The 20,248-nt window shown below is 70.1% G+C and carries 16 protein-coding genes; 9 read left to right on the forward strand and 7 right to left on the reverse strand.

Features of this window, described 5'->3' with window-relative positions:
- Positions 1-183: 183 nt before the first annotated feature.
- The gene (locus G9Q41_RS01470; protein ID WP_092521552.1) at positions 184-753 is read left to right on the forward strand and encodes a TetR family transcriptional regulator; all 570 of its coding nucleotides are present in this window, start codon (positions 184-186) and stop codon (positions 751-753) included.
- A 47-nt stretch (positions 754-800) separates the two neighbouring features.
- Here G9Q41_RS01470 and G9Q41_RS01475 read toward each other — a convergent pair whose 3' ends face one another.
- From G9Q41_RS01475 to G9Q41_RS01495, 5 genes are all read right to left on the reverse strand, one after another.
- Positions 801-1,520 (reverse strand): MgtC/SapB family protein, encoded by a 720-nt coding sequence (locus tag G9Q41_RS01475; RefSeq protein WP_092521550.1) that lies wholly within the window; start codon positions 1,518-1,520, stop codon positions 801-803.
- 62 nt (positions 1,521-1,582) lie between these two features.
- Positions 1,583-2,767 (reverse strand): glycosyltransferase family 87 protein, encoded by a 1,185-nt coding sequence (locus G9Q41_RS01480; protein ID WP_092521548.1) that lies wholly within the window; start codon positions 2,765-2,767, stop codon positions 1,583-1,585.
- Positions 2,768-3,075: 308 nt separating this feature from the next.
- Positions 3,076-4,056 carry a VWA domain-containing protein gene (locus G9Q41_RS01485; protein WP_092521546.1) on the reverse strand — a complete coding sequence of 327 codons (981 nt, stop codon included), beginning with the start codon at positions 4,054-4,056 and terminating at the stop codon, positions 3,076-3,078.
- Positions 4,053-4,934, reverse strand: coding sequence for a DUF58 domain-containing protein (locus tag G9Q41_RS01490; RefSeq protein WP_242687055.1), 882 nt, complete (start codon positions 4,932-4,934; stop codon positions 4,053-4,055). The genes G9Q41_RS01485 and G9Q41_RS01490 overlap by 4 nt, the downstream gene beginning before the upstream one ends.
- A gap of 71 nt (positions 4,935-5,005) precedes the next feature.
- On the reverse strand, positions 5,006-6,055 hold the full coding sequence (locus G9Q41_RS01495) for a MoxR family ATPase (protein ID WP_278250770.1): 1,050 nt from the start codon (positions 6,053-6,055) through the stop codon (positions 5,006-5,008).
- A 526-nt stretch (positions 6,056-6,581) separates the two neighbouring features.
- Between G9Q41_RS01495 and G9Q41_RS01500 the strand changes: the two genes are divergently transcribed.
- Together G9Q41_RS01500 and pip are read left to right on the forward strand one after the other, a co-directional pair.
- Positions 6,582-8,948, forward strand: coding sequence for an excinuclease ABC subunit UvrA (locus G9Q41_RS01500; RefSeq protein ID WP_165631530.1), 2,367 nt, complete (start codon positions 6,582-6,584; stop codon positions 8,946-8,948).
- A 199-nt stretch (positions 8,949-9,147) separates the two neighbouring features.
- A complete protein-coding gene (gene pip, locus G9Q41_RS01505; protein ID WP_207630405.1) occupies positions 9,148-10,128 on the forward strand; it encodes a prolyl aminopeptidase in 981 nt (326 codons plus the stop codon).
- Positions 10,129-10,352: 224 nt separating this feature from the next.
- Here the strand turns inward: pip and G9Q41_RS01510 are convergent, their stop codons facing one another.
- Positions 10,353-10,940, reverse strand: a complete 588-nt coding sequence (locus tag G9Q41_RS01510) for a nucleotidyltransferase family protein (RefSeq protein WP_207630404.1) — start codon at positions 10,938-10,940, stop codon at positions 10,353-10,355.
- A 77-nt stretch (positions 10,941-11,017) separates the two neighbouring features.
- The gene (locus G9Q41_RS01515) at positions 11,018-11,845 is read right to left on the reverse strand and encodes a Sir2 family NAD-dependent protein deacetylase (RefSeq protein ID WP_245695622.1); all 828 of its coding nucleotides are present in this window, start codon (positions 11,843-11,845) and stop codon (positions 11,018-11,020) included.
- A 323-nt stretch (positions 11,846-12,168) separates the two neighbouring features.
- On the opposite strand from G9Q41_RS01515, the gene G9Q41_RS01520 reads away from it, so the two are divergent.
- From G9Q41_RS01520 to G9Q41_RS01545, 6 genes are all read left to right on the forward strand, one after another.
- Complete coding sequence (locus G9Q41_RS01520) at positions 12,169-14,241, forward strand: molybdopterin oxidoreductase family protein (protein ID WP_165631529.1); 2,073 nt, start codon at positions 12,169-12,171, stop codon at positions 14,239-14,241.
- Entirely contained in the window at positions 14,238-15,692 is a 1,455-nt protein-coding gene (locus G9Q41_RS01525; protein ID WP_165631528.1) for an FAD-dependent oxidoreductase, read from the forward strand. Before G9Q41_RS01520 ends, G9Q41_RS01525 begins: the two co-directional genes overlap by 4 nt.
- Complete coding sequence (gene nirB, locus G9Q41_RS01530; RefSeq protein WP_165631527.1) at positions 15,689-18,229, forward strand: nitrite reductase large subunit NirB; 2,541 nt, start codon at positions 15,689-15,691, stop codon at positions 18,227-18,229. The genes G9Q41_RS01525 and nirB overlap by 4 nt, the downstream gene beginning before the upstream one ends.
- Positions 18,226-18,549: a nitrite reductase small subunit NirD gene (nirD, locus tag G9Q41_RS01535; protein ID WP_165631526.1), complete on the forward strand. Its 324-nt coding sequence runs from the start codon at positions 18,226-18,228 to the stop codon at positions 18,547-18,549. The genes nirB and nirD overlap by 4 nt, the downstream gene beginning before the upstream one ends.
- Positions 18,546-19,313 carry a CbiX/SirB N-terminal domain-containing protein gene (locus G9Q41_RS01540; RefSeq protein WP_347567437.1) on the forward strand — a complete coding sequence of 256 codons (768 nt, stop codon included), beginning with the start codon at positions 18,546-18,548 and terminating at the stop codon, positions 19,311-19,313. The genes nirD and G9Q41_RS01540 overlap by 4 nt, the downstream gene beginning before the upstream one ends.
- A gap of 66 nt (positions 19,314-19,379) precedes the next feature.
- Positions 19,380-20,243, forward strand: a complete 864-nt coding sequence (locus G9Q41_RS01545) for a class I SAM-dependent methyltransferase (protein WP_242687007.1) — start codon at positions 19,380-19,382, stop codon at positions 20,241-20,243.
- The last annotated feature ends 5 nt before the right edge of the window (positions 20,244-20,248 follow it).

The raw sequence follows: 20,248 nt of genomic DNA on the forward strand, positions 1-20,248 counted from the left end.
CATCCTCACCGCCACCGAACACCGCCCCGTCAGCGGCTCATTCGGCTACCACCCACATCTCGTCAGCGATCTCGGCCCTGTGGCCAGTAGGAACACGGCTAACCGTTGTTTTCTGCGCGCCTGCTACCGAAACGCCGACTCACGCGAGCGAAAGCAAACTAACCAGTTTGTACCCTTGTGGGCATGGGTGATGGACAGGCAACACGACGCAGGCTGTTCGACGCGGCGACCGCCGAGTTCACTCGGCACGGGATCGCCGGCGCGCGGGTCGACCGCATCGCCGAGTCCGCACAGGCCAACAAGGCCCAGTTGTACGCCTACTACGGCAACAAGGACCAACTGTTCGACACGGTGTTCCACGAGCACCTGCGACTGATCGTGGACATGGTCCCGCTCGACGCGACCGACCTGCCCGGCTACGCAGCACGCCTCTACGACGCCTACCTCCAACGTCCCGAAATCGTGCTGCTGGCCACGTGGGCTCGGCTGGAACGCACCCCGACCGGGGACCTGCTGGTCGCCGCCGCCGAGGACGTAGCTCGCAAACTGGCCGCGATCGCCGACGCGCAGCGCGACGGCCTGATCACCGCCGACCTCGAACCATCCGAGGTCTACTCGATGGTCATCGCGATATCGATGACCTGGTCACCAGCCAGCACCACCTACACCGCATCCGCCGACGAAGACCCCGCCGTGCACGAACGACGCCGACACGCCCTCGCCGAGACCGTGCGCCGAGCATTCACGCAGTGAGCCCGCGGACGCGATGAACTTGACGATCCCGCCGGGTGGGACTCGTTTCAGAACCCGTTCTCCACGGGTTCGCTGGAGGCGACGTGCAGCACACCGGGCAGCGCGGACAGCTCGTCGAGCAGCGCCGTCACATCGCGCCTGCCGCGCAGCCGCAGAGCGACCACGGCGGTGCGCTGGTTGTTGTCGTCGCTGTCCTCGCGTTCGACCTGCAGATCGAGCACAGCCCACCCCCGGCTGGTGCACAACGTCAACACGTTGCGCAGCACACCGTGCCCGTCCAGATAACCGATCCGCACGCCCTGCGGCTCACGCAACATCCTCCGCAGCAGCGCCACCAGGTACTGGTAGCCCACGGCCACGATGAAGTGCGCCAACGTGGTCGCCGCCGCCAGCACCAGCAGACCGCTGCCGCAGGCCATCCCCACGGCAGCCACCACCCACACGGTCGCCGCCGTGGTCAGCCCCCGCACCGCGTCCCGGCGCACGAAAATCAACCCGCCGCCGATGAACCCGATCCCCGACACGATCTGAGCCGCCACGCGGGACGGCCCCAACTGCACGTTGGACCACTCCAACGTGTCGAGAAAACCGTACTTCGACACCAGCACCAGCAGCGCGGTCCCCACACCGACGAGAGCGTGCGTGCGCAAACCGGCGCTTTTGGCCCTGACCTCGCGCTCCAACCCGATCAGACTGGACAGCAGCAGCGCCGCCCCCAGCTCGACGAGCATCGGCAGTTCACCGAGACCGGTGATCGAGGAGGTCATCCACCGACGCTACCGCGCACAGGCGCAACGCGCGGGCGGCGACCAGGACCGCCCGCGCCCGCTCAACCGCGACTGAGAGCAGCCTGCTCCCCGACATCGACCTCCGAAACGCGCCCGGCCGGACGGGCTCGGCTCACCTGCCAGCCAGTCAGCAGCAACAGCACGATCGAGAGAACCACGTAGGCGTTACCGGCCAGCTGCTGCGGCACCCACAGCAACGCGGGAACGTTCTCGTGCGCCAACATGGTGAACGGGATCCGCCTGGCCGCGACGACGATCACCACCACGAGCGCGAACCGGGCGATGCTGCGCGCGGTCACCGCCGCCCCGAGCAGGATCAACGCCCCCGGCACGAACCACCCCCAGTGGCTCGACCAGGACGTCGGCGACACCAGCAGCGTGAACACCCCGGTCAACGCCATCGCCACCGACGCGTCGACCCGACCGACCGTGCGCACCAGCACCACGGTCAACACCAGGCACACCGCCGCCCAGATGCCGTTCTGCACGAGCGGATCGAGCCCCCACCGGGCGACCATGCCCATCACCGACTGGTTGCTGTCGAGCGTGTGCCCCGCCACGGAAGAAGCCGGCCCGTAGTTGAACCAGTAATCCATCGAGGACTCGAAATCGATCGCGAAACCGATCAGCGTGCACACCACCCCGGTGACCACGCTGACCACCGCGGCTCGGAAATCCTTGCGGAACAGGAAGAACAGCAGGAAAGCCGCGGGCATGAGCTTGGTCGCGGCGGCGATGCCCACCAACATTCCACGCGGCCAGCGCGGATTCGGCACCAGGCAGTCAGCCACGATCAGCCCCATCAACACGAGATTGACCTGCCCCTGGGCGAAACACGAGTAGACGGGCTCCAACCACAAGGTGCCCGGAAGCACCACGGCCGCCACCGCCAGCGCACCACGCGGGCCCACGCTGGGCCAGCGGTACCGCACCACCAAGTAGAGCGTCATCCCGATGGCCGCCAGATCCGCGGCCCACATCAAGAACACGCCCACCGTGGTCGGCGGCAGGGCGAACACGGTCAGCGGCAGCACCCCGAACGGGGGATACACCCAGGGCAGTATCTCGCCGTTCCGCATCGGAGCCCAGTTCTCGACGGTGTTACCGCCCTCCAACCAGGTGTGCACGGCCCAGCGATAAACATCGAAATCGCCCCCGACGTGAAAGCCCCCACCCTTCGAGCGCGCGAGGAAAGGCAGCAGCTCCGACCACACCGAGAAGGCCAAAAGAGGTATCGAAACGACAACGAGAACACGCCAGTAACGCGTCACCAACGTGTGCAGGCGTCCCCGCAAATTCAACCGTTCCCACCACCCGCCCCGCGACGGCGAGGTTTCGGGAACAACCGACGATTCCTTGGACGTGGGGCTGGAATTGGTCACCCGGGCATCAGATCATAGCAACCCGACCGACAACCGAAGCCGGTCCGAACATTCGAGCACAGCGCTTCACAGAGATCGCGCACTCGCACCGAAACGACCGCGCGGACAATTGCCGAGCCCCGCGCATCGCCGCCCGACCACCACCGGGGGAATCAGGGCAGCCGCCGCCCCACCACGAGAGCAGTCCCGGCCGCGACGATGCCCGCCAGCGTCCCGAGCACGAACCACGGCTTACTGGCATCGGCCCGCTTGATCTCGTAACCGATCTGCTCCTGCAACGTGTCGTAGACCTGACGCAGCTGCTCCGCACTGGCGGCCTTGTAGAAATCCCCTCCGGACAGGTCAGCTATGTGGCGCATCGCCTCGTCATCGACCTCCACCCGCTGACGCTGCCCCTGAATCTCGATGCTGCCGTGCTCGGTGCCGAAGGAAATCGTCGAAATGGGCACCCCGGACTCCTCGGCCGCCTTCGCCTGGGTGTACGCCCCGCGGGGCGCGTCCAACTCCCGCGGAATGGTCTGCCCCCCGTCGGCCATCAACACGATCCGCGCAGGCGGCGCCCCCTGGCCACCACCGACCATCCGCCCGAACGACTCGATCGCCGACAGCGAAGCCTTGATCCCGTCACCGGTGGCGGTCGCCTCGGACAACTGCAAACTGTCGATGGCCTGCTTCACGCTCGGACGATCCGTGGTCGGCATGACCATCACCGTCGCCGTCCCCGCGAACGAGACCAACCCCAGGTTGATGCCGGGAGTGAGCTTGTCCGCGAACTCCTTGGCGGCCTGCTTGGCCGCCCGCAACCTGCTCGGGCTGACGTCGCGAGCCTTCATCGACAGCGAAACGTCCATCGTCAACAGCACAGTGGCCCGGTTGCGCGGAATGCGCTGCTCGGAGGTCGGCCCGGCCAACCCCACCGTCAACAGCACCAACGTCACACCCAGCAGCGCCATCGGAACGTGCTTCGGCCAGCCCTGCCTGCGCGGAGCAACCCGCTCGAGCAAGGCGAGATTGCTGAACCGCATCGCGCTGCGCCTACGCCGGCGCTGCACCCACAGATAGCCCGCCACCAGGACGAGCACCACGGCTAGCAGCAGAAACCACCAGGGGGCCTTGAAACCTGTCAAGCTCATGCCACTCCTCCGGACCATCCGCGCTTGCGCGCGACGACGAACCGGACAATGTCGGCGATCCAGTCGGAATCAGTGCGCAGAACCAGATGAGCAGCCCCGAGCCGCCGCAGCTCGGCAGCCACCCGCTCCCGGTGCGCGGAGGCCGCCGCGGCGAACTCACGACGCAGCACCGGCGTGGTGCGCACCTCGCGCTGCTTCCCCGTCTCGGGATCGCTCAACAGGACCTCACCCACCTCGGGAAGCTCCAGATCACGTGGGTCGACGACCTCCACGGCCAGCAACGAGTGCCTGGCCGCCAACCCGCGCATCGCCCGCTGCCAGTCGACGGAACCGAGAAAGTCCGAGACCACCACAGCCAACCCGCGCCGCCGCGGCGGCCTGCGCAACGCCTCGACCAACGCGGCGAGATCACCCTGCACCCCCTCCGGCGGGTGCGGAGTCTCGGCGACCCGCCGCAGCAGCGCACGCGTGTGATCACCCCCACCGCGAGCCGGATGCCTGGTGAGCTGCTCACCGTTGGAGACCACGGCCCCCAGACGATTGCCCCCACCCCGCGTCAAATGGGCCACGGCGGCCATGCCCGCTATCGCCAGCTCACGCTTGGTGCACGCCGCGGTGCCGAAGTCCAGGCTCGCGGAGAGATCCAGCGCCACCCAGGTCTCCAACTCCCGGTCGGCGATCGTCTCCCGAATGTGCGGCTCGGTGGTGCGGGCCGTCACCGACCAGTCCATCCGCCGAACGTCGTCACCGGGCTGATACGGCCGGGCCTCCCCCGGCTCGGTCCCCGGCCCCGGGACCAGACCGAGATGATTGCCCTGCAACAGCCCGTCCAACCTGCCGCGCACCGTCAGTTCGAGAGAGCGCAGCGCGGCGCGCATGCGCTCCTGGTTCAGCGCGGGCGGCGCCCACTCCGGACGCTCACCGGCAGTCGACACGACGAACCGACTCCTCACTGATTGCTGACGCCGGTGGAGGGCTGCCCGTAGCTCACGCCGCCCACGGCAGCGCCGCCCTGCTGCGCGGCACCGTACTGCGGAGCAGGCGACTGCGGCCGCGCCGAGACCTGCGGCAGCGGCACCGTTTGCAGCACCCTGTTGACCACGTGATCGACGGGCACCCCGTCGGCGACAGCGTCGTAGGACAGCACGATCCGGTGCCGGAACACGTCCGGAACCACGTCGACCACGTCCTGCGGCAGCACGTAGTCACGCCCCCGCAACAACGCCAGGGCGCGGGCCGCCCCCACGACACCGAGCGTGGCGCGCGGGGACGCCCCGTAGGAGACCCAGCCCGCGATGTCGGAGAGGTTGTGCTCGTTGGGAGAACGGGTGGCCAGCACCAGACGCACGACGTAGTCCACCAGCGCGTGGTGCACGAACACGTTGGAGGCGACCTGCTGCAGCCGGAGCAGTTCCTCCGGGTTGAGCACGGTCTGCGGCTCCGGCGGGCGCACACCCATCCGGTAGACGATCTCGCGCTCCTCCTCGGCCGTCGGGTACTCGACCAACAGCTTGAACAGGAAGCGGTCGCGCTGGGCCTCCGGGAGCGGGTAGACCCCCTCGTTCTCGATCGGGTTCTGGGTGGCCAGCACCTGGAAGGGCTGCGGGGTGGGATAGCTGTTGCCCGCCAACGAGACGTGCTGCTCGGCCATGACCTCCAGCAGCGCGGACTGCACCTTGGCCGGGGCGCGGTTGATCTCGTCCGCGAGCACGAAGTTGGCCATCACGGGCCCCAGCTCGACGTCGAACTGCTCGCTGCCCTGGCGATAGATGCGCGTACCGAGCAGATCGGCCGGGACCAGATCGGGGGTGAACTGCAGCCGCGAGAAACTTCCCCCCACCACCGAGGAGAAGGTCTCCACCGCCAGGGTCTTGGCCACACCGGGGATGCCCTCCAGCAGGATGTGCCCGCCTGCCAGCAGACCGACCAGCACGCGCTCCACCAACCGGTCCTGCCCGACGATCACGCGCTTGACCTCGAACACGGTGCGCTCGAGCAGCTGCGCGTCCCTGGCAGGCGTGTTGACGTGATCCGCCGAGTGAGCCGACCCGGCCGTCCCCGCACCCGCGGCACTGTCGCTACCACCCTGACCCGGATCGGTCACTGGGAAACCTCCAACCGAAACATCGACACCCCTGTCGTGCGCGGATCCCACCACGGAGTGATCGTCGCCGCCGCTGCCGATAGTGGCACGTAGCTGTACTGATCACGCTTCGGGGCAGCGTATTTGTCTATTGGAACTTGTGCTGCGTGTGACTGTGGTGAAGTTTTTTTCGGTCAACTCTGAAAAATTTGGATGCTCATAAACCACAACGACGAACAACACGACGACCAGTACTCCAACCCTCCCGAACCAATGCCCCGACACCGCTGACAGCGGCGAGTCGACCCACTCCCCTCCCCGGCGGTGCGGCTGTTCAACCGCTGGACAACCGACGACACTCCCCCTGTCAGGGGGCGGCCGTACGCTTCGACCGACCCCGACGGGGCCACGAACGCGATGCAGCGCCACGGACGGAGACACGATGAGCACGGCCGAGCACCCCGCCGACAGCCACGACCTGATCCGCGTGCGGGGCGCACGCGTGAACAACCTCGCCGACGTCGACGTCGACGTCCCGAAGCGCAGGCTGACGGTGTTCACCGGCGTTTCCGGCTCCGGTAAGAGCTCGCTGGTGTTCGGCACGATCGCCGCGGAATCACAACGGATGATCAACGAGACCTACAGCGCCTTCGTCCAGGGCTTCATGCCGACGCAGGCGCGGCCGGAGGTCGACGTGCTGGACGGGCTGACCCCGGCGATCATCGTCGACCAGGAACGAATGGGCGGCGACCCGCGCTCCACCGTCGGCACCGCCACCGACACGGGCGCGATGCTGCGGATCCTGTTCAGCCGCATCGGCAAACCGCACATCGGCTCGCCCAAGGCCTTCTCGTTCAACGTCGCCTCGATCAGCGGAGCCGGTGCGATCACCACGCAACGCGGCGGCAGGACCGTGAAGGAACGGCGCAGCTTCAGCGTCACCGGAGGCATGTGCCCGCACTGCGAGGGACGGGGCTCGATCACCGACTTCGACCTCTCCCAGCTGTACGATGCGGGCAAGTCGCTCCACGAAGGAGCGGTGACCGTGCCCGGCTACACGGGGGACGGCCACTGGACGTTGCGCCCGTTCACCGAGTCCGGGTTCCTCGACCCGGACAAGCCGATCCGCGACTACACCGACGACGAACTGCACGACTTCCTGCACAAGGAGCCGGTCAAGGTCAGGATTGGCGGTATCAACGTCACCTACGAGGGGCTGATCCCGCGGATCCGCAAGTCGATGCTGTCCAAGGACCGCGAGTCGATGCAGCCCCACATCCGGGAGTTCGTGGACCGGGCGGTCGTGTTCACCGCCTGCCCCGAGTGCGCCGGTACCCGGCTCAACGAGACGGCCCGCTCCGCGCGGATCGCCGGGGTCAACATCGCCGAGGCCTGCGCGATGCAGATCAGCGACCTGGCCGAGTGGATCCGCGGTCTGGACGAGCCGTCGGTGGCGCCGTTGCTCACCGCGCTGCGGCAGACCCTCGACTCCTTCGTGGAGATCGGACTGGGCTATCTCTCGCTCGACCGCCCCTCGGCCACGCTGTCCGGCGGTGAGGCCCAGCGCACCAAGATGATCCGCCACCTCGGCTCCTCGCTGACCGACGTCACCTACGTCTTCGACGAACCCACCATCGGTCTGCACCCCCACGACATCCGGCGGATGAACGACCTGCTGCTGCGACTGCGCGACAAGGGCAACACGGTGCTCGTGGTGGAGCACGACCCCGAGGTGATCGCGACCGCCGACCACGTCGTCGACCTCGGCCCCGGCGCGGGCTCAGCCGGCGGAACCATCTGCTTCGAAGGCACCGTCGAGGGGCTGCGGAGCGGTGAGACCCTCACCGGTCACCACCTCGACGACCGGGTCGCCGTCAAGAAGCAGGTGCGCGAGCCGACCGGCACGCTGGAGATCCGCGGGGCCACCTCCCACAACCTCGCCGACGTCGACGTCGACATCCCGCTCGGGGTGCTCTGCGTGATCACCGGTGTGGCCGGCTCCGGCAAGAGCTCGCTGGCGCACGAGTCGATCCCGCCGGAAGCGGGCGTGATCCCGGTCGACCAGGACGCGATCCGTGGCTCACGACGCAGCAACCCGGCGACCTACACCGGACTGCTCGACCCGATCCGCAAGGCCTTCGCCAAGGCCAACGGCGTGAAACCGGCGCTGTTCAGCGCCAACTCCGAGGGCGCCTGCCCCGGCTGCAACGGTGCGGGCGTCGTCCACACCGACCTGGCCATGATGGCCGGTGTCGCCACCACCTGCGAGGAGTGCTCGGGGAAACGGTTTCAGGCGTCGGTGCTGGAGTACCACCTCGGAGGCCGCGACATCAGCGAGGTGCTGGCGATGTCGGTGACCGAGGCCGCGGAGTTCTTCGGCCCCGGCGAGGCGCGCACCCCGGCCGCGCAGCGGATCCTGGCCCGACTGGCCGACGTGGGACTCGGCTACCTGAGCCTCGGCCAATCCCTGACCACGCTGTCCGGAGGCGAGCGGCAACGCCTCAAGCTGGCCACCCACATGTCCGAAAAGGGCGGCGTCTACGTCCTCGACGAGCCGACCACCGGCCTGCACCTCGCCGACATCGAACAACTGCTCGGCCTGCTCGACCGGCTCGTCGACGCAGGCAAGTCGGTCATCGTCATCGAGCACCACCAGGCGGTCATGGCCCACGCCGACCACATCGTCGACCTCGGCCCCGGAGCCGGTCACGACGGCGGGAAGGTCGTCTTCGAGGGCACGCCCGCCGAGCTCGTCGCCGACCGCCCCACCCTCACCGGCCAACACCTCGCCGAGTACGTCGGCGTCTGATTCGCGTTTTCCGCAGCGGGGCTTCTTCGAAGTTTTCCGGGTATTTTATTTCATTCAACACTGAAAATACAGATGCTAGAATAGCAGGAAAGCGGAGCGGACAACGCTCGCACCAGTCGCCCCACTCACCTCGTGGGACGGACGCCTTCGACGGCAGCGTAGAGCGTCGTACCCCGCGGTTGCGGTAGCGTTGCACTTCGTGTTCGACAGGGCGGAGACCCGGGATTCCGGGATGCTGGCCGTCGATGACGGCCACGAGATCTACTGGGAGGAAGCGGGCAATCCCGCAGGCACTCCCGCGGTGTACCTGCACGGTGGACCGGGCGGCACCCTCGGCACGGGTGATTACCGGAAGGCGTTCGATCCGTCGAGGTTCCGCATCATCGGTCTCGACCAGCGCGGCTGCGGGCGATCCACGCCGCACGTCACCGTGCCGGGTGACGACTTGAACCGGAACACGACGGCGCACCTGATCGACGACCTCGAGCGACTGCGTGAGCACCTCCACGTCGACCGGTGGCTGGTCAACGGCGCCTCCTGGGGTTCAACGCTCGCCCTCGCCTATGCGCAAACCCACCCGGAACGGGTGCTGGGCATCGTGGCCGTGGCCGTCACCACGACCGACCGGTCCCAGGTCGATTGGATCACCGAGACCGTCGGCGCGATCTTCCCGGAAGCCTGGCAGCGCCTGGCCGACCACGCCGAGAAGGCCGACATCGGCTACCGGCGTGATCACGACCGCATCGTCGAGGCGTACGCCCAGCTGATGACACATCCGGACCCGGCGACGCGCGACGCTGCGTCGCACGCCTGGGCGGAGTGGGAAGACCACCACATCTCCATCGGAACCGGCGGCGTGCGCCGGGATCCGCGCTGGGAGGACGACGAGTACCGGCACGTCTTCGCCACGCTCGTCACCCACTACTGGGCCCACGACGCCTTCCTCGCCCCGCCGATCCTGGAGCGGATGGATCGGTTGGTCGGGGTGCCCGCCACGCTCATCCACGGCCGTCGTGACGTCAGCGGGCCTGCGATCACCCCCTGGCGACTCCACCAAGCCTGGCCCGGCAGCGAGCTGCTCATCGATGAAGGCCAGGGGCATGGTGGCGAGACCATGACCGAAGCCTGGTGCAGCGCCAACACCCGCCACGTCGACGAGGCCGATTCAGGTCCGAGTTGATCGCCGCGATGGCCTCACGGACGCCGCGCTCCGGCCGATGCCGCTTCGAACACCGGATGTGCGCTACGTGCTCGTGGAGAGCCCCACTCCCCCGTCAGAGCCGTGTGGTTGATCGGTTTTTCGAGATCTAATTTCAGTCAACACTGAAGCAACAGTGATGTCTATACCTTGAAGACCTGCCGCAGCGCCCCGAAAAATCCCGCGAACGCTCCCCGCTGCGACTTTCAGCCCTCGAAGTCCCGCAGCGCCCGGTCCAACTCCTCGGGGGTGTCGACGTCCGAGGCCTCGGCGGCCGCGGCGGGCACGCGCAGCGGATCCGCCCGAGCCAGCACCCCACCGAGCGCACGCCCCGCGGCATCCCGAGGCACGACCCGCCGCAGCGCATCGGTGTCCCACACCCCCAGCAGCCACTGCGGCCGCTCCCCGTCGTCGACGAGCACCGCTCCCCCGGCGTTGTCCTCCGCGCGCAACCGGCGCACCAGCCTCCGCAGGGCGGCACCGGTCAACCACGGGTGGTCGGCCGCCAGCACGGCGACCAGCTCCGCGCGCTCGGTCAACGACTCCAACCCCGCGGCCAGCGCAGCGACCGGCCCTCCCCCGGCGGGGTCCTCGAGGGTCCAGCGGACCTTTCGGGAAACCGGCCTGGACGGGCCGACGACGATCAGCGGGTCGGCGTCCGCGGCGGCGTCGAGCGTGCGGTCCAGCAGCGAACGCCCCGCCAGGGTGATGGCGGGCTTGTCCCGGCCCCCGAGCCGGGTTCCGCGCCCGCCCGCCAGCACGATCCCGGCCAAACCACTCGTCAGCGAGGTCATGATTTCACGCTACGCGACGTGCTCCGCCGCCGAAGCGGCACCGGACGAGCGGGTGATCGGCGGCCACCTGCCTCACGTCACCAGGTGCGCGGGTCCGCCCAGGTGCGCAGCGGCGGCTGGTTCTCGTCGGGCGGCACGGACAGCAGCTCGGGCAGCAGCTCGTCGAGGTTCCCCCGCAGCACTGCGTCGGCCTGCCCGTCGTAGGGGGTCGGCTCGCCGTTGCAGATCACCAGCCCGGCGCCCGCGCGGACGGCGAGATCGGTGAAACCGGCCGCAGGGTGCACGCCCAGCGAGGTCCCCACGGCCAGGAACAGATCGCAGTCCATCGTCGCCCGCTGGCTCTCCCGGACCACTTCCGGGTCCAACGCCTGACCGAACGAGACGGTGGCGGACTTGAGGATGCCCCCGCACTCCGTGCAGTGCGGGTCCTGCTCGCCCGCAGCCACCCGCTCCAGGGCCGCCCGCATGGTGCCGCTCGCCGAGCAGGACAGGCACACCGTGCCGAACATCGACCCGTGCAGTTCGAGCACGTAGGAGGGATCGAGCCCGGCTCGCTGGTGCAGCTCGTCGATGTTCTGCGTCAGCACGGCACGCAGCCTTCCCGCGTCCGCGAGGTCGACGAAGGCGCGGTGCGCCGGCCCGGGAACGGCGTCCCAGGCGGGGTGTTCGGCCCGGCTCTGCCAGGCCAGGCGACGCACCTCCGGGTCGGACACGTAACTGTCGATGTCGCTGAGCCGCTGCGCCCGCGGATCGCGGGTCCACACCCCGTTGGGTCCCCGGAAGTCGGGGATCCCGGCCCCGGTGGAGATTCCCGCACCGGTCAGTATCGTGATCCGGCGCGCGGCGGCGACCAGTTCACAGGCCCGTCGCCACTGCGCGGCGCTGTCCTCGCCCTGTTCGACCACGTCCACCACGGTCGCACGTCGCTCGAATCCCCCGCCGCGCAGGGCTCCGGTGCGTCCGTCACAATCCCGCCATCACCACCCGTTCACGCGGTCTTCCCGGTTTCCGCACAGGGTGTTTCACGCCCGTGCGTTCGGATTAACGGTTCTTTTCCGCGCTGCAACACGAGCACCCCGCTCGGGAAACACCGCGCCACTAGATTTCGCAGTCGAATCCGCTCGGAAACGAGCTCCGGAAGGCGCCCCGCCCGCGGGCGGGAGGAGCCCAACCGCGCGGAAGTGTCGGCTGCGAAGAGACCCGGGAGGGCCCGACGGTGGAGAAGCGAGTGGCGACCCACTGCCCGTACTGCGCGCTGCAGTGCGGCACGACACTGACCGACAGTGCCGGGAGCGTCTCGGTGGAGCCCTCGAACTTCCCGGTCAACCGCGGCGGGCTGTGCCGCAAGGGCTGGACCGCCCCCGAGGTGCTGCACGATCAGCAGCGCCTGCGGGAACCGCTGGTGCGCAACGCAGCGGGCCGTCTCGTGCCCACCGACTGGGACCGCGCCCTGGACCTGGTGGCCGGGCAGCTGCACCGCATCTCCGCCGAGCACGGGCCGGACGCCGTGGGCGTGTTCGGCGGGGGCGGGCTGACCAACGAGAAGGCCTACCTGCTCGGCAAGTTCGCCCGGGTCGCCCTCGGCACCAGCCGGATCGACTACAACGGCAGGTTCTGCATGGCGGCGGCGGCCACCGCGGGCAACGCCGCGTTCGGGGTGGATCGCGGTCTGCCCTTCCCCGTCACCGACCTCGCCGAGGCCGAGGTGGTTCTGCTGGCCGGGGCCAACCCGGCCGAGACCATGCCGCCGCTGATGCAGCACCTCCAGCACGCCGATCTCGTGGTCATCGACCCGCGGCGCAGCGCCACGGCCGGGCAGGCCGCGCTGCACCTGCGCCCCCTGCCCGGCACCGACCTGGTGCTGGCGCTGGGGCTGCTGCACGTGGTGGTGGCCGAGGGCTGGTGCGACACGGACTACGTCTCGCGGCGCACCACCGGTTTCGAGCGGATGTGGCCCCTGGTCGGGACGTGGTGGCCCGAGCGGGTCGAGCAGGTCACGGGCGTTCCCGCCGCGTCGCAGCGCGCCGCGGTGCGGATGCTGGCCGAGGCGCGGCGCCGCTACGTGCTCACCGGGCGCGGCGCCGAGCAGCACGAGGACGGGGCCGACGTGGTGTCCGGGTTCATCAACCTCGCCCTGGCGCTCGGACTGCCCGGAACTCCCGGAAACGGCTACGGCTGCCTGACCGGGCAGGGCAACGGGCAGGGCGGCCGGGAGCACGGTCAGAAGGCCGACCAGTTGCCCGGCTACCGGTCCATCACCGACCCGCGAGCCCGGGCCGAGGTCGCCGAGGTGTGGGGCATTTCCCCGGAGGAGCTGCCCGGGCCGGGGATTCCGGCCACCCGGCTGCTCGAGTCGGCGGCGCAGCCGGACGGGCTGCGGGCGCTGCTGGTCTTCGGTTCCAACCCGGTGCTGTCCGCCCCCGACGCGGCGAGCACCCGCGACTCCCTGTCCCGGTTGGACCTGCTGGTGACCGCCGACTTCCTGCCCTCGGAAACCGTGCGCACGGCCGACGTGGTGCTGCCGACCACGCAGTGGGCCGAGGAGGAGGGAACCATGACCAGCCTGGAAGGACGCGTGATCCGGCGCAGGAAGGCGACCGCTCCCCCGAGCGGGGCCCGGTCCGACCTGGAGGTGCTGAACGGGCTCGCCACCCGGCTCGGGCAGCCCGCGGAGCGGTTCCCCGACCACGCGCCGACCGTCTTCGCCGAACTGGCCCGGGCCTCGGCCGGGGGCACCGCCGACTACTCGGGCATCGACTACGACCGGCTCGACGCGGGCGAGGCGCTGCACTGGCCCTGCCCCGCCGGTGCGGAAGGCGCCGGCCGGCATCCGGGAACTCCGCGCCTGTTCCTGGATGCCTTCGCCCACCCGGACGGCAGGGCCCGCTTCGTTCCCGTCGACCGCACGGAATCGGCCCCCGCCCCGCGGGAGGAGTTTCCGCTGGTGGCGACCACGGGAAGGGTCATGGAGCAGTACCAGACCGGGGTGCAGACGCGGCGGGTGTCCGAGCTGGCCGAGGCGGCCCCCGAGTCGTTCGTGCGGCTGCACCCGGAGACCGCGCAGCGAGCGGGCGTGGTCGAGGGCCAGCGCACCAGGGTGCGCTCGGAGCGCGGTACGGCCGTGGTCAAGGCCAGGGTGGACAGCTCGATCCGGCCGGACACGGTTTTCCTGCCGATCCACTACGGCGAGCAGGGGTGCGCGAACCTGCTCACCAGCGCGGTGGTGGACCCGCGCAGCGGCATCCCCGAGTTCAAGGTCGCCTCGGTGACCCTCTCGGCCGCCGAGGAGGTCGCGGAATGAATCGAGTCGTGATCATCGGACACGGGCCCGCGGGGCACCGGCTGGCCGAGCGGCTGCGCGCCGGGGACGGTTCCGCCCGGATCACCGTGCTCGGCGCGCGGGAGGAGGGCCCGTACAACCCCGCGCTGTTCACCCGGGCGATGACCGCGGGGCTTCCCCTGGAGTGGATGGCCCTTCCCGGGCACGACGAGGACGTTCTGCTCCACCGCTCCCGGGCCACGAGCATCGACCGGGAGAACCGGGTGGTGCGCACCGCCGACGGTGCCCACCATCCCTACGACAGGTTGGTGCTGGCCACCGGAGCCGGTGAGCACGTGCCCGACCTCGCCGGGCTGCGCCGGGCGGACGGGGCCCTCGACGAACGGGTGCGGTCCCCGCGCTGCCCGCGCGACTGCCTCGGACTGCGCGCCGAGCTCGGCCCGGACACGGCCGTCACCGTGCTCGGCGGTGGCTTGCTCGGCGTGGAAAGCGCGCACGCCCTGGCCGCCGCGGGACATCAAGTGACCCTGGTGCACCGGGGATCGCGGCTGATGTCCCGGGAGTTGGACTCCGCCGCCGCGGAGATCGTGGCCGAGCGACTGCGTGCCACCGGCGTGACGGTCCGGCTGGGGGAGATCCCCGTGGAGCTGTCCTCCGGTGAGCTGTCGCTGCGGGACACCGAACCGGTCCGCACCGACGCGCTGCTGCTGTGCACCGGCACGCGGCCGAACACCGAACTGGCCGCCGCCGCGGGGCTGGACGTCGCCGCGGGCGGGATCGCGGTGGACGAGTCGTTGCGCACCGCTGATCCGCGCGTGTACGCCCTCGGCGACTGCGCCCGGCACCCCGCGGTGCGGCGCGGCACGCTCGAGACCACCTGGAACCAGGCCGACGCGCTCGCCGGGATCCTCCTCGACTCCGGGCGGGAAAGTCACTACCACCACGTCGAAGTCACGCGGGCACGTGGAAACGGGCTCGAGGTGACCTGCCTCGGTCCTGCCGAGCTGCTTCCGGACGAGACCCCGGGCATCGAGCACGTGACGTTCCACGATCGTGGGCGGTACCGCTACGCGCGGCTGGCCCTGCACGGTGAGCGGCTCGCCGCGGCGACCCTGGTCGGTCTGGAGGAGGCCGGTGCCGAACTGACCCGGCTGCACGAAACAGGTGGGCCGGTCCCGTCGAACCGGCTCGCCCTGCTGCTCGGGCACGAGCGCAGGGCCGACACCGGGGCACCGCCGGTGACCGACAAGGTGCTGTGCCACTGCAACAACGTCTCCGAATCAACGCTGACCGCGGCCTTTCACGCCGGTGCCGAGGACGTTCCCGCGCTGGCCGCGGCCACCCGAGCCACCACGGGATGCGGAAGCTGCACCGACAGCGTGCGCCGGTTGTGCGAAGCGCTGTCCGCGGCGGCCCCTCCCGAGAACTCCCACGAACGTGCATTCCCCGCCGAGGAGGAGGACGCGGCATGAACAGGACACTCGTGATCATCGGTCACGGCATGGTCGGACACCGCCTGGTCGAGGAAGTGCGCGAACGGGATCCGGAGCAGCACTGGCGGATCGTGGTGCTCGGCGAGGAGCCGAGTCCCGCCTACGACCGGGTCGGGCTGTCGGCGTACATGACCGAGACCACCGCCGAGGAGCTCGTGCTGACCGGGCAGGAGGTCCACCAGGACGAACGGGTGCGGCTGTGCACCGGTGTGGGCGCCGAACGGGTCGACCCGCAGTCCTCCACCGTGCTCACCACGGCCGGGGAGAGCCTCCACTACGACGCGTTGGTGCTGGCCACGGGATCACGTCCCTTCGTCCCCCCGGTGGAGGGCGCCGATCTTCCCGGCTGCCACGTCTACCGCACCCTGGACGATCTGGACGGCATCCGCTCCGCCTCCGAGTCCGGCGCCGAAGGCGTCGTGGTCGGCGGTGGTCTGCTGGGCCTGGAGGCGGCCGACGCGCTGCGCAAGCTGGGGATGCGTCCCCATGTCGTCGAGCTCGCACCGCGGCTGATGCCGGTGCAGGTCGACGAGGGCGGCGGGGCCGTGCTCGGCAGGCTCGTCGGTGACCTGGGACTCGAGGTCCACACCGGAGCGGCCGTGGACAGCGTCCACAAGGGCGACCACGGCGGGGTCTCCGCCGTTTCGCTGACCGACGGGACCGTGATCGACACCGAGCTGCTGGTGTTCTCCGCCGGGATCCGCCCGCGGGACGACCTGGCCGAGTCCGCCGGGCTCGAGCGCGGGCAGCGCGGCGGGTTCCTCGTGGACAACGGCTGCCGCACCGGCCAGCCCGGTATCTGGGCGATCGGCGAGTGCGCTGCCGTGGAGGGCCGCTGCCACGGGCTGGTCGCCCCCGGGTACCAGATGGCCTCGGCCGTGGCGGACCAGCTGACCGGGCGGGGCGAGACGGAGTTCGGCGGTGCCGACGACGCGACCAAGCTGAAACTCGTCGGGGTGGACGTGGCCAGCTTCGGCGACGCGCACGGCCGCTCGGACGGGGCGCTGGAGGTCACCTACGCCAACAACGCAGCGGGGACCTACGCCAAGCTCGTCCTGGACGACGACGCCACCACCCTGCTCGGGGGTGTGCTCGTCGGGGACGCCGAGACCTACAACACGCTGCGCCCGCTGGTGGGCAGACCGTTGCCCGCCGCGCCGGAGCAGCTGCTGTTCCCCGACGCGGGCGGGGGCGGTGGCACCGCGGGGGCGTTGCCCGACGACGCCACGGTCTGCTCCTGCCACAACGTGAGCAAGGCCGACATCGCCGGTGTGATCTCCACCGGGCAGGCCGAGGACGTGGCCGGGATCAAGTCCTGCACCAAGGCAGGAACCGGCTGCGGCTCCTGCGTTCCCATGCTCAAGGGCCTGCTCGACGAGGCCGGGGTGGTCACCTCGAACGCGCTGTGCGAGCACTTCCCGCAGTCCCGCTCGGAGCTGTTCGAGATCGTGCGCGCCACCGGGATCACGTCCTTCTCCGAGCTGATCTCGCGGTACGGCACCGGCCGCGGGTGCGACATCTGCAAACCCGCCGTGGCCTCCATCCTGGCCGGCCTGAGCGATTCCCACATCCTCGACGACGAGCAGGCCACGCTGCAGGACACCAACGACCGCTTCCTGGCCAACATGCAGCGCAACGGCACCTACTCGGTCGTGCCCCGCGTGCCCGCCGGTGAGATCACTCCGGACAAGCTGATCACCCTGGGCCAGGTGGCCACCGAGTTCGGGCTCTACACGAAGATCACCGGTGGGCAGCGCGTCGACCTGTTCGGCGCGCGCGTGGAACAGCTCCCCGAGATCTGGCGCAGGCTGGTCGACGCCGGTTTCGAGTCCGGCCACGCCTACGGGAAAGCGCTGCGCACGGTGAAGTCCTGCGTGGGCACCGACTGGTGCCGCTACGGGGTGCAGGACTCGGTGACCATGGCCATCCAGCTGGAGCTGCGCTACCGGGGGCTGCGGGCACCGCACAAGATCAAGGCCGGGGTGTCCGGCTGCGCCCGGGAGTGCGCCGAGGCCAGGTCGAAGGACTTCGGGGTCATCGCCACTGAGAAGGGGTGGAACCTGTACGTGGGCGGCAACGGCGGGTTCAACCCGCGGCACGCGGGACTGCTGGCCGCGGACCTGGACGACGAGCAGCTCGTGGTGCTGCTGGACCGGTTCCTGATGTTCTACGTGCGCACCGCGGAGCGGCTGCAGCGCACGGCGGGCTGGATCGAGTCGTTCGACGACGGGCTGGAGCACGTGCGCGCGGTGGTGGTCGACGACGCGCTGGGCATCGCCTCCGATCTCGAGGAGGCCATGGCGCGGCACATCGCCGACTACACCGACGAGTGGGCCGCCGTGCTGGAGGACCCGGACAAGCTCTCCCGCTTCGTCTCGTTCGTCAACGCACCGGAGGCGCCCGACCCGACGATCGAGTTCACCGAGGAGCGGGGTCAGATCCGCCCCGCACCGATCGATCTTCCCACCCCGGTCGTGGGCGCGAGTGAGTTCTCTTCCGAGGAGGTTTCGGCGTGAACTGGCAACGGATCTGTTCCGAATCCGACCTTCCCACCGAGTTCGGCGTCGCCGCTCTGGTGGAGGGGCACACCGTGGCCGTGTTCCGCACGGCCACCGACGAGGTGTACGCGTTGGGCAATGTGGACCCGTTCAGCGGAGCGGGGGTGATCAGCCGCGGCATCGTCGGCGACCGGGAGGGCGAACCCACGGTCTCCTCCCCCATGCACAAGCAGGCCTTCTCGCTGCGCAGCGGGCAGTGTCTGGACGAGCCGGAGACGCGGTTGCCCACCTATCCGGTGCGGCGCCGGAACGCGGCGATCGAGATCGCGACATCGTGAGCGGAGACGTCGCGTTCTCCGGGGGGCCAGGCACCCACCATGCGGACCAGCGGGCGAGGAACTGCTCGGGCGGGTCCCGAGCACCCTCCCTGCTGCTGGTGGCCCACGGCAGTCGTGACCCGCGTGGCGGCAGGACCGTCGAACGGTTGACCGCGGCGGCGAGCGAGGCACTCGGGGTCACCGGCCGGATGGCCAACGTCGACGTGACCGGTCCGACCGTGGCCGAGGCCCTGGACGGTCTCGCCGGTCCCGTCGTGGCCGTGCCCGCCTTCCTCGCCTCCGGCTACCACGTGCGCACGGATCTGCCCGCCCAGCTGGAGCAGCACGGCAGGACCGACGTGACCGTGACCGAGCCGCTGGGTCCCGCGGAGGAGCTGGCCGAGGTGATGCTGCGCAGACTCGAGCAGGCCGGTCGCCGCCCCGGGGACCCCGTGGTGTTCGCCGCGGCCGGTTCCGCCGACGCCGGGGCGCTGGCCGAGGTGGAAAACATGGCCGCGAGTCTGGGGCGGCTGGTCCACCCCGAGGGCAAGGCGCTGGAACCGACCTACATCACCGCCACGCGACCGCGCACGGCGGAGGTGTGCGCGGCAGGTGGCCACGGTCCCCGGACGTTCCTGGCGCCCTACCTGCTGGCTCCCGGGCTCTTCCACCGCTGGCTCACCGAGATGCCCAGCGCGGGGGTGGCCGCGCCCCTCGGGGACGACCGCGAGGTCGTGCGGCTGATAACGCGCCGGTACCGTTCCGCGCTGCCCACCGGCAGGTGAGGTGTCCGCCTCGCGGTGCCGCTCGGCACGGCGGCGAGACGCAGCACGATGCACGATGATGAGGGCATGCGCCTTTCGCGAAGTCGCCCGCGACCGGACTCGATCAGCCCCACAGCGCACTACACCGGCTACGTCTGGGCCCGGAACGGGCTCGGCGACGGTGCGCTGGCCACCGCGCGGGGAAGGTGGTACTACCGGGCGCTGCAACCGGCCATGGCGCTCAGCCGGATGGCCGGCGGGCCGGTGCTGGAGGACTTCCTGCTGGCCCGGCACAGGGTGATCGACCACCTGCTGTCGGCGGCCATCGACGCGGGGCAGGTCGACGGGGTGCTCGAGCTCGCCTCGGGAATGTCGCCGCGCGGTCACGAGTTCGCCCGCCGCCACGGCTCGGCGATCGACTACGTCGAAACCGACCTTCCGGACATGGCCGCCCGCAAGCGCCGGGCCCTCGACCGGATCGGCTCGCTCGGACCGCACCACCGCGTCGAATCCCTCGACGTCCTGCGCGGGCACGGCGGCAACGATCTGCTCGCGCTGGCCGGGCAGCTCACGTCCGCCAAGGGGCTGGCCGTGATCAGCGAGGGCCTGCTCAACTACCTGCCCACCGACGCGGTGCGCACGCTGTGGTCGCGCGTGCTGGCGGTGCTGGGCCGGTTCGACACGGGGCTGTACCTGTCCGATCTGCACGTGGCCGAGGACAACCGCGGACCGGTGGACGCCCTCGGAGCCATGCTGCTCGGCAGGTTCGTCGGCACCGGGCTGCACTTTCACTTCACGATCCCGGAGGAGGCCGAGAAGGCGCTGAGCGCGACGGGTTTCGACCCGGTGCGGCTGCACCTGCCCTCCGCGTTCGCCGAGCGGGTCCCGGACGCGAACCGCCCCGCCGCCGACCGGGTACGTGTGATCTCGGCCGGTGCACCGCGCAGCTGAAAGCG

The sequence above is a fragment of the Actinopolyspora sp. BKK2 genome (assembly GCF_011291845.1).
GTDB classification, from domain to species: Bacteria; Actinomycetota; Actinomycetes; order Mycobacteriales; family Pseudonocardiaceae; genus Actinopolyspora; species Actinopolyspora saharensis.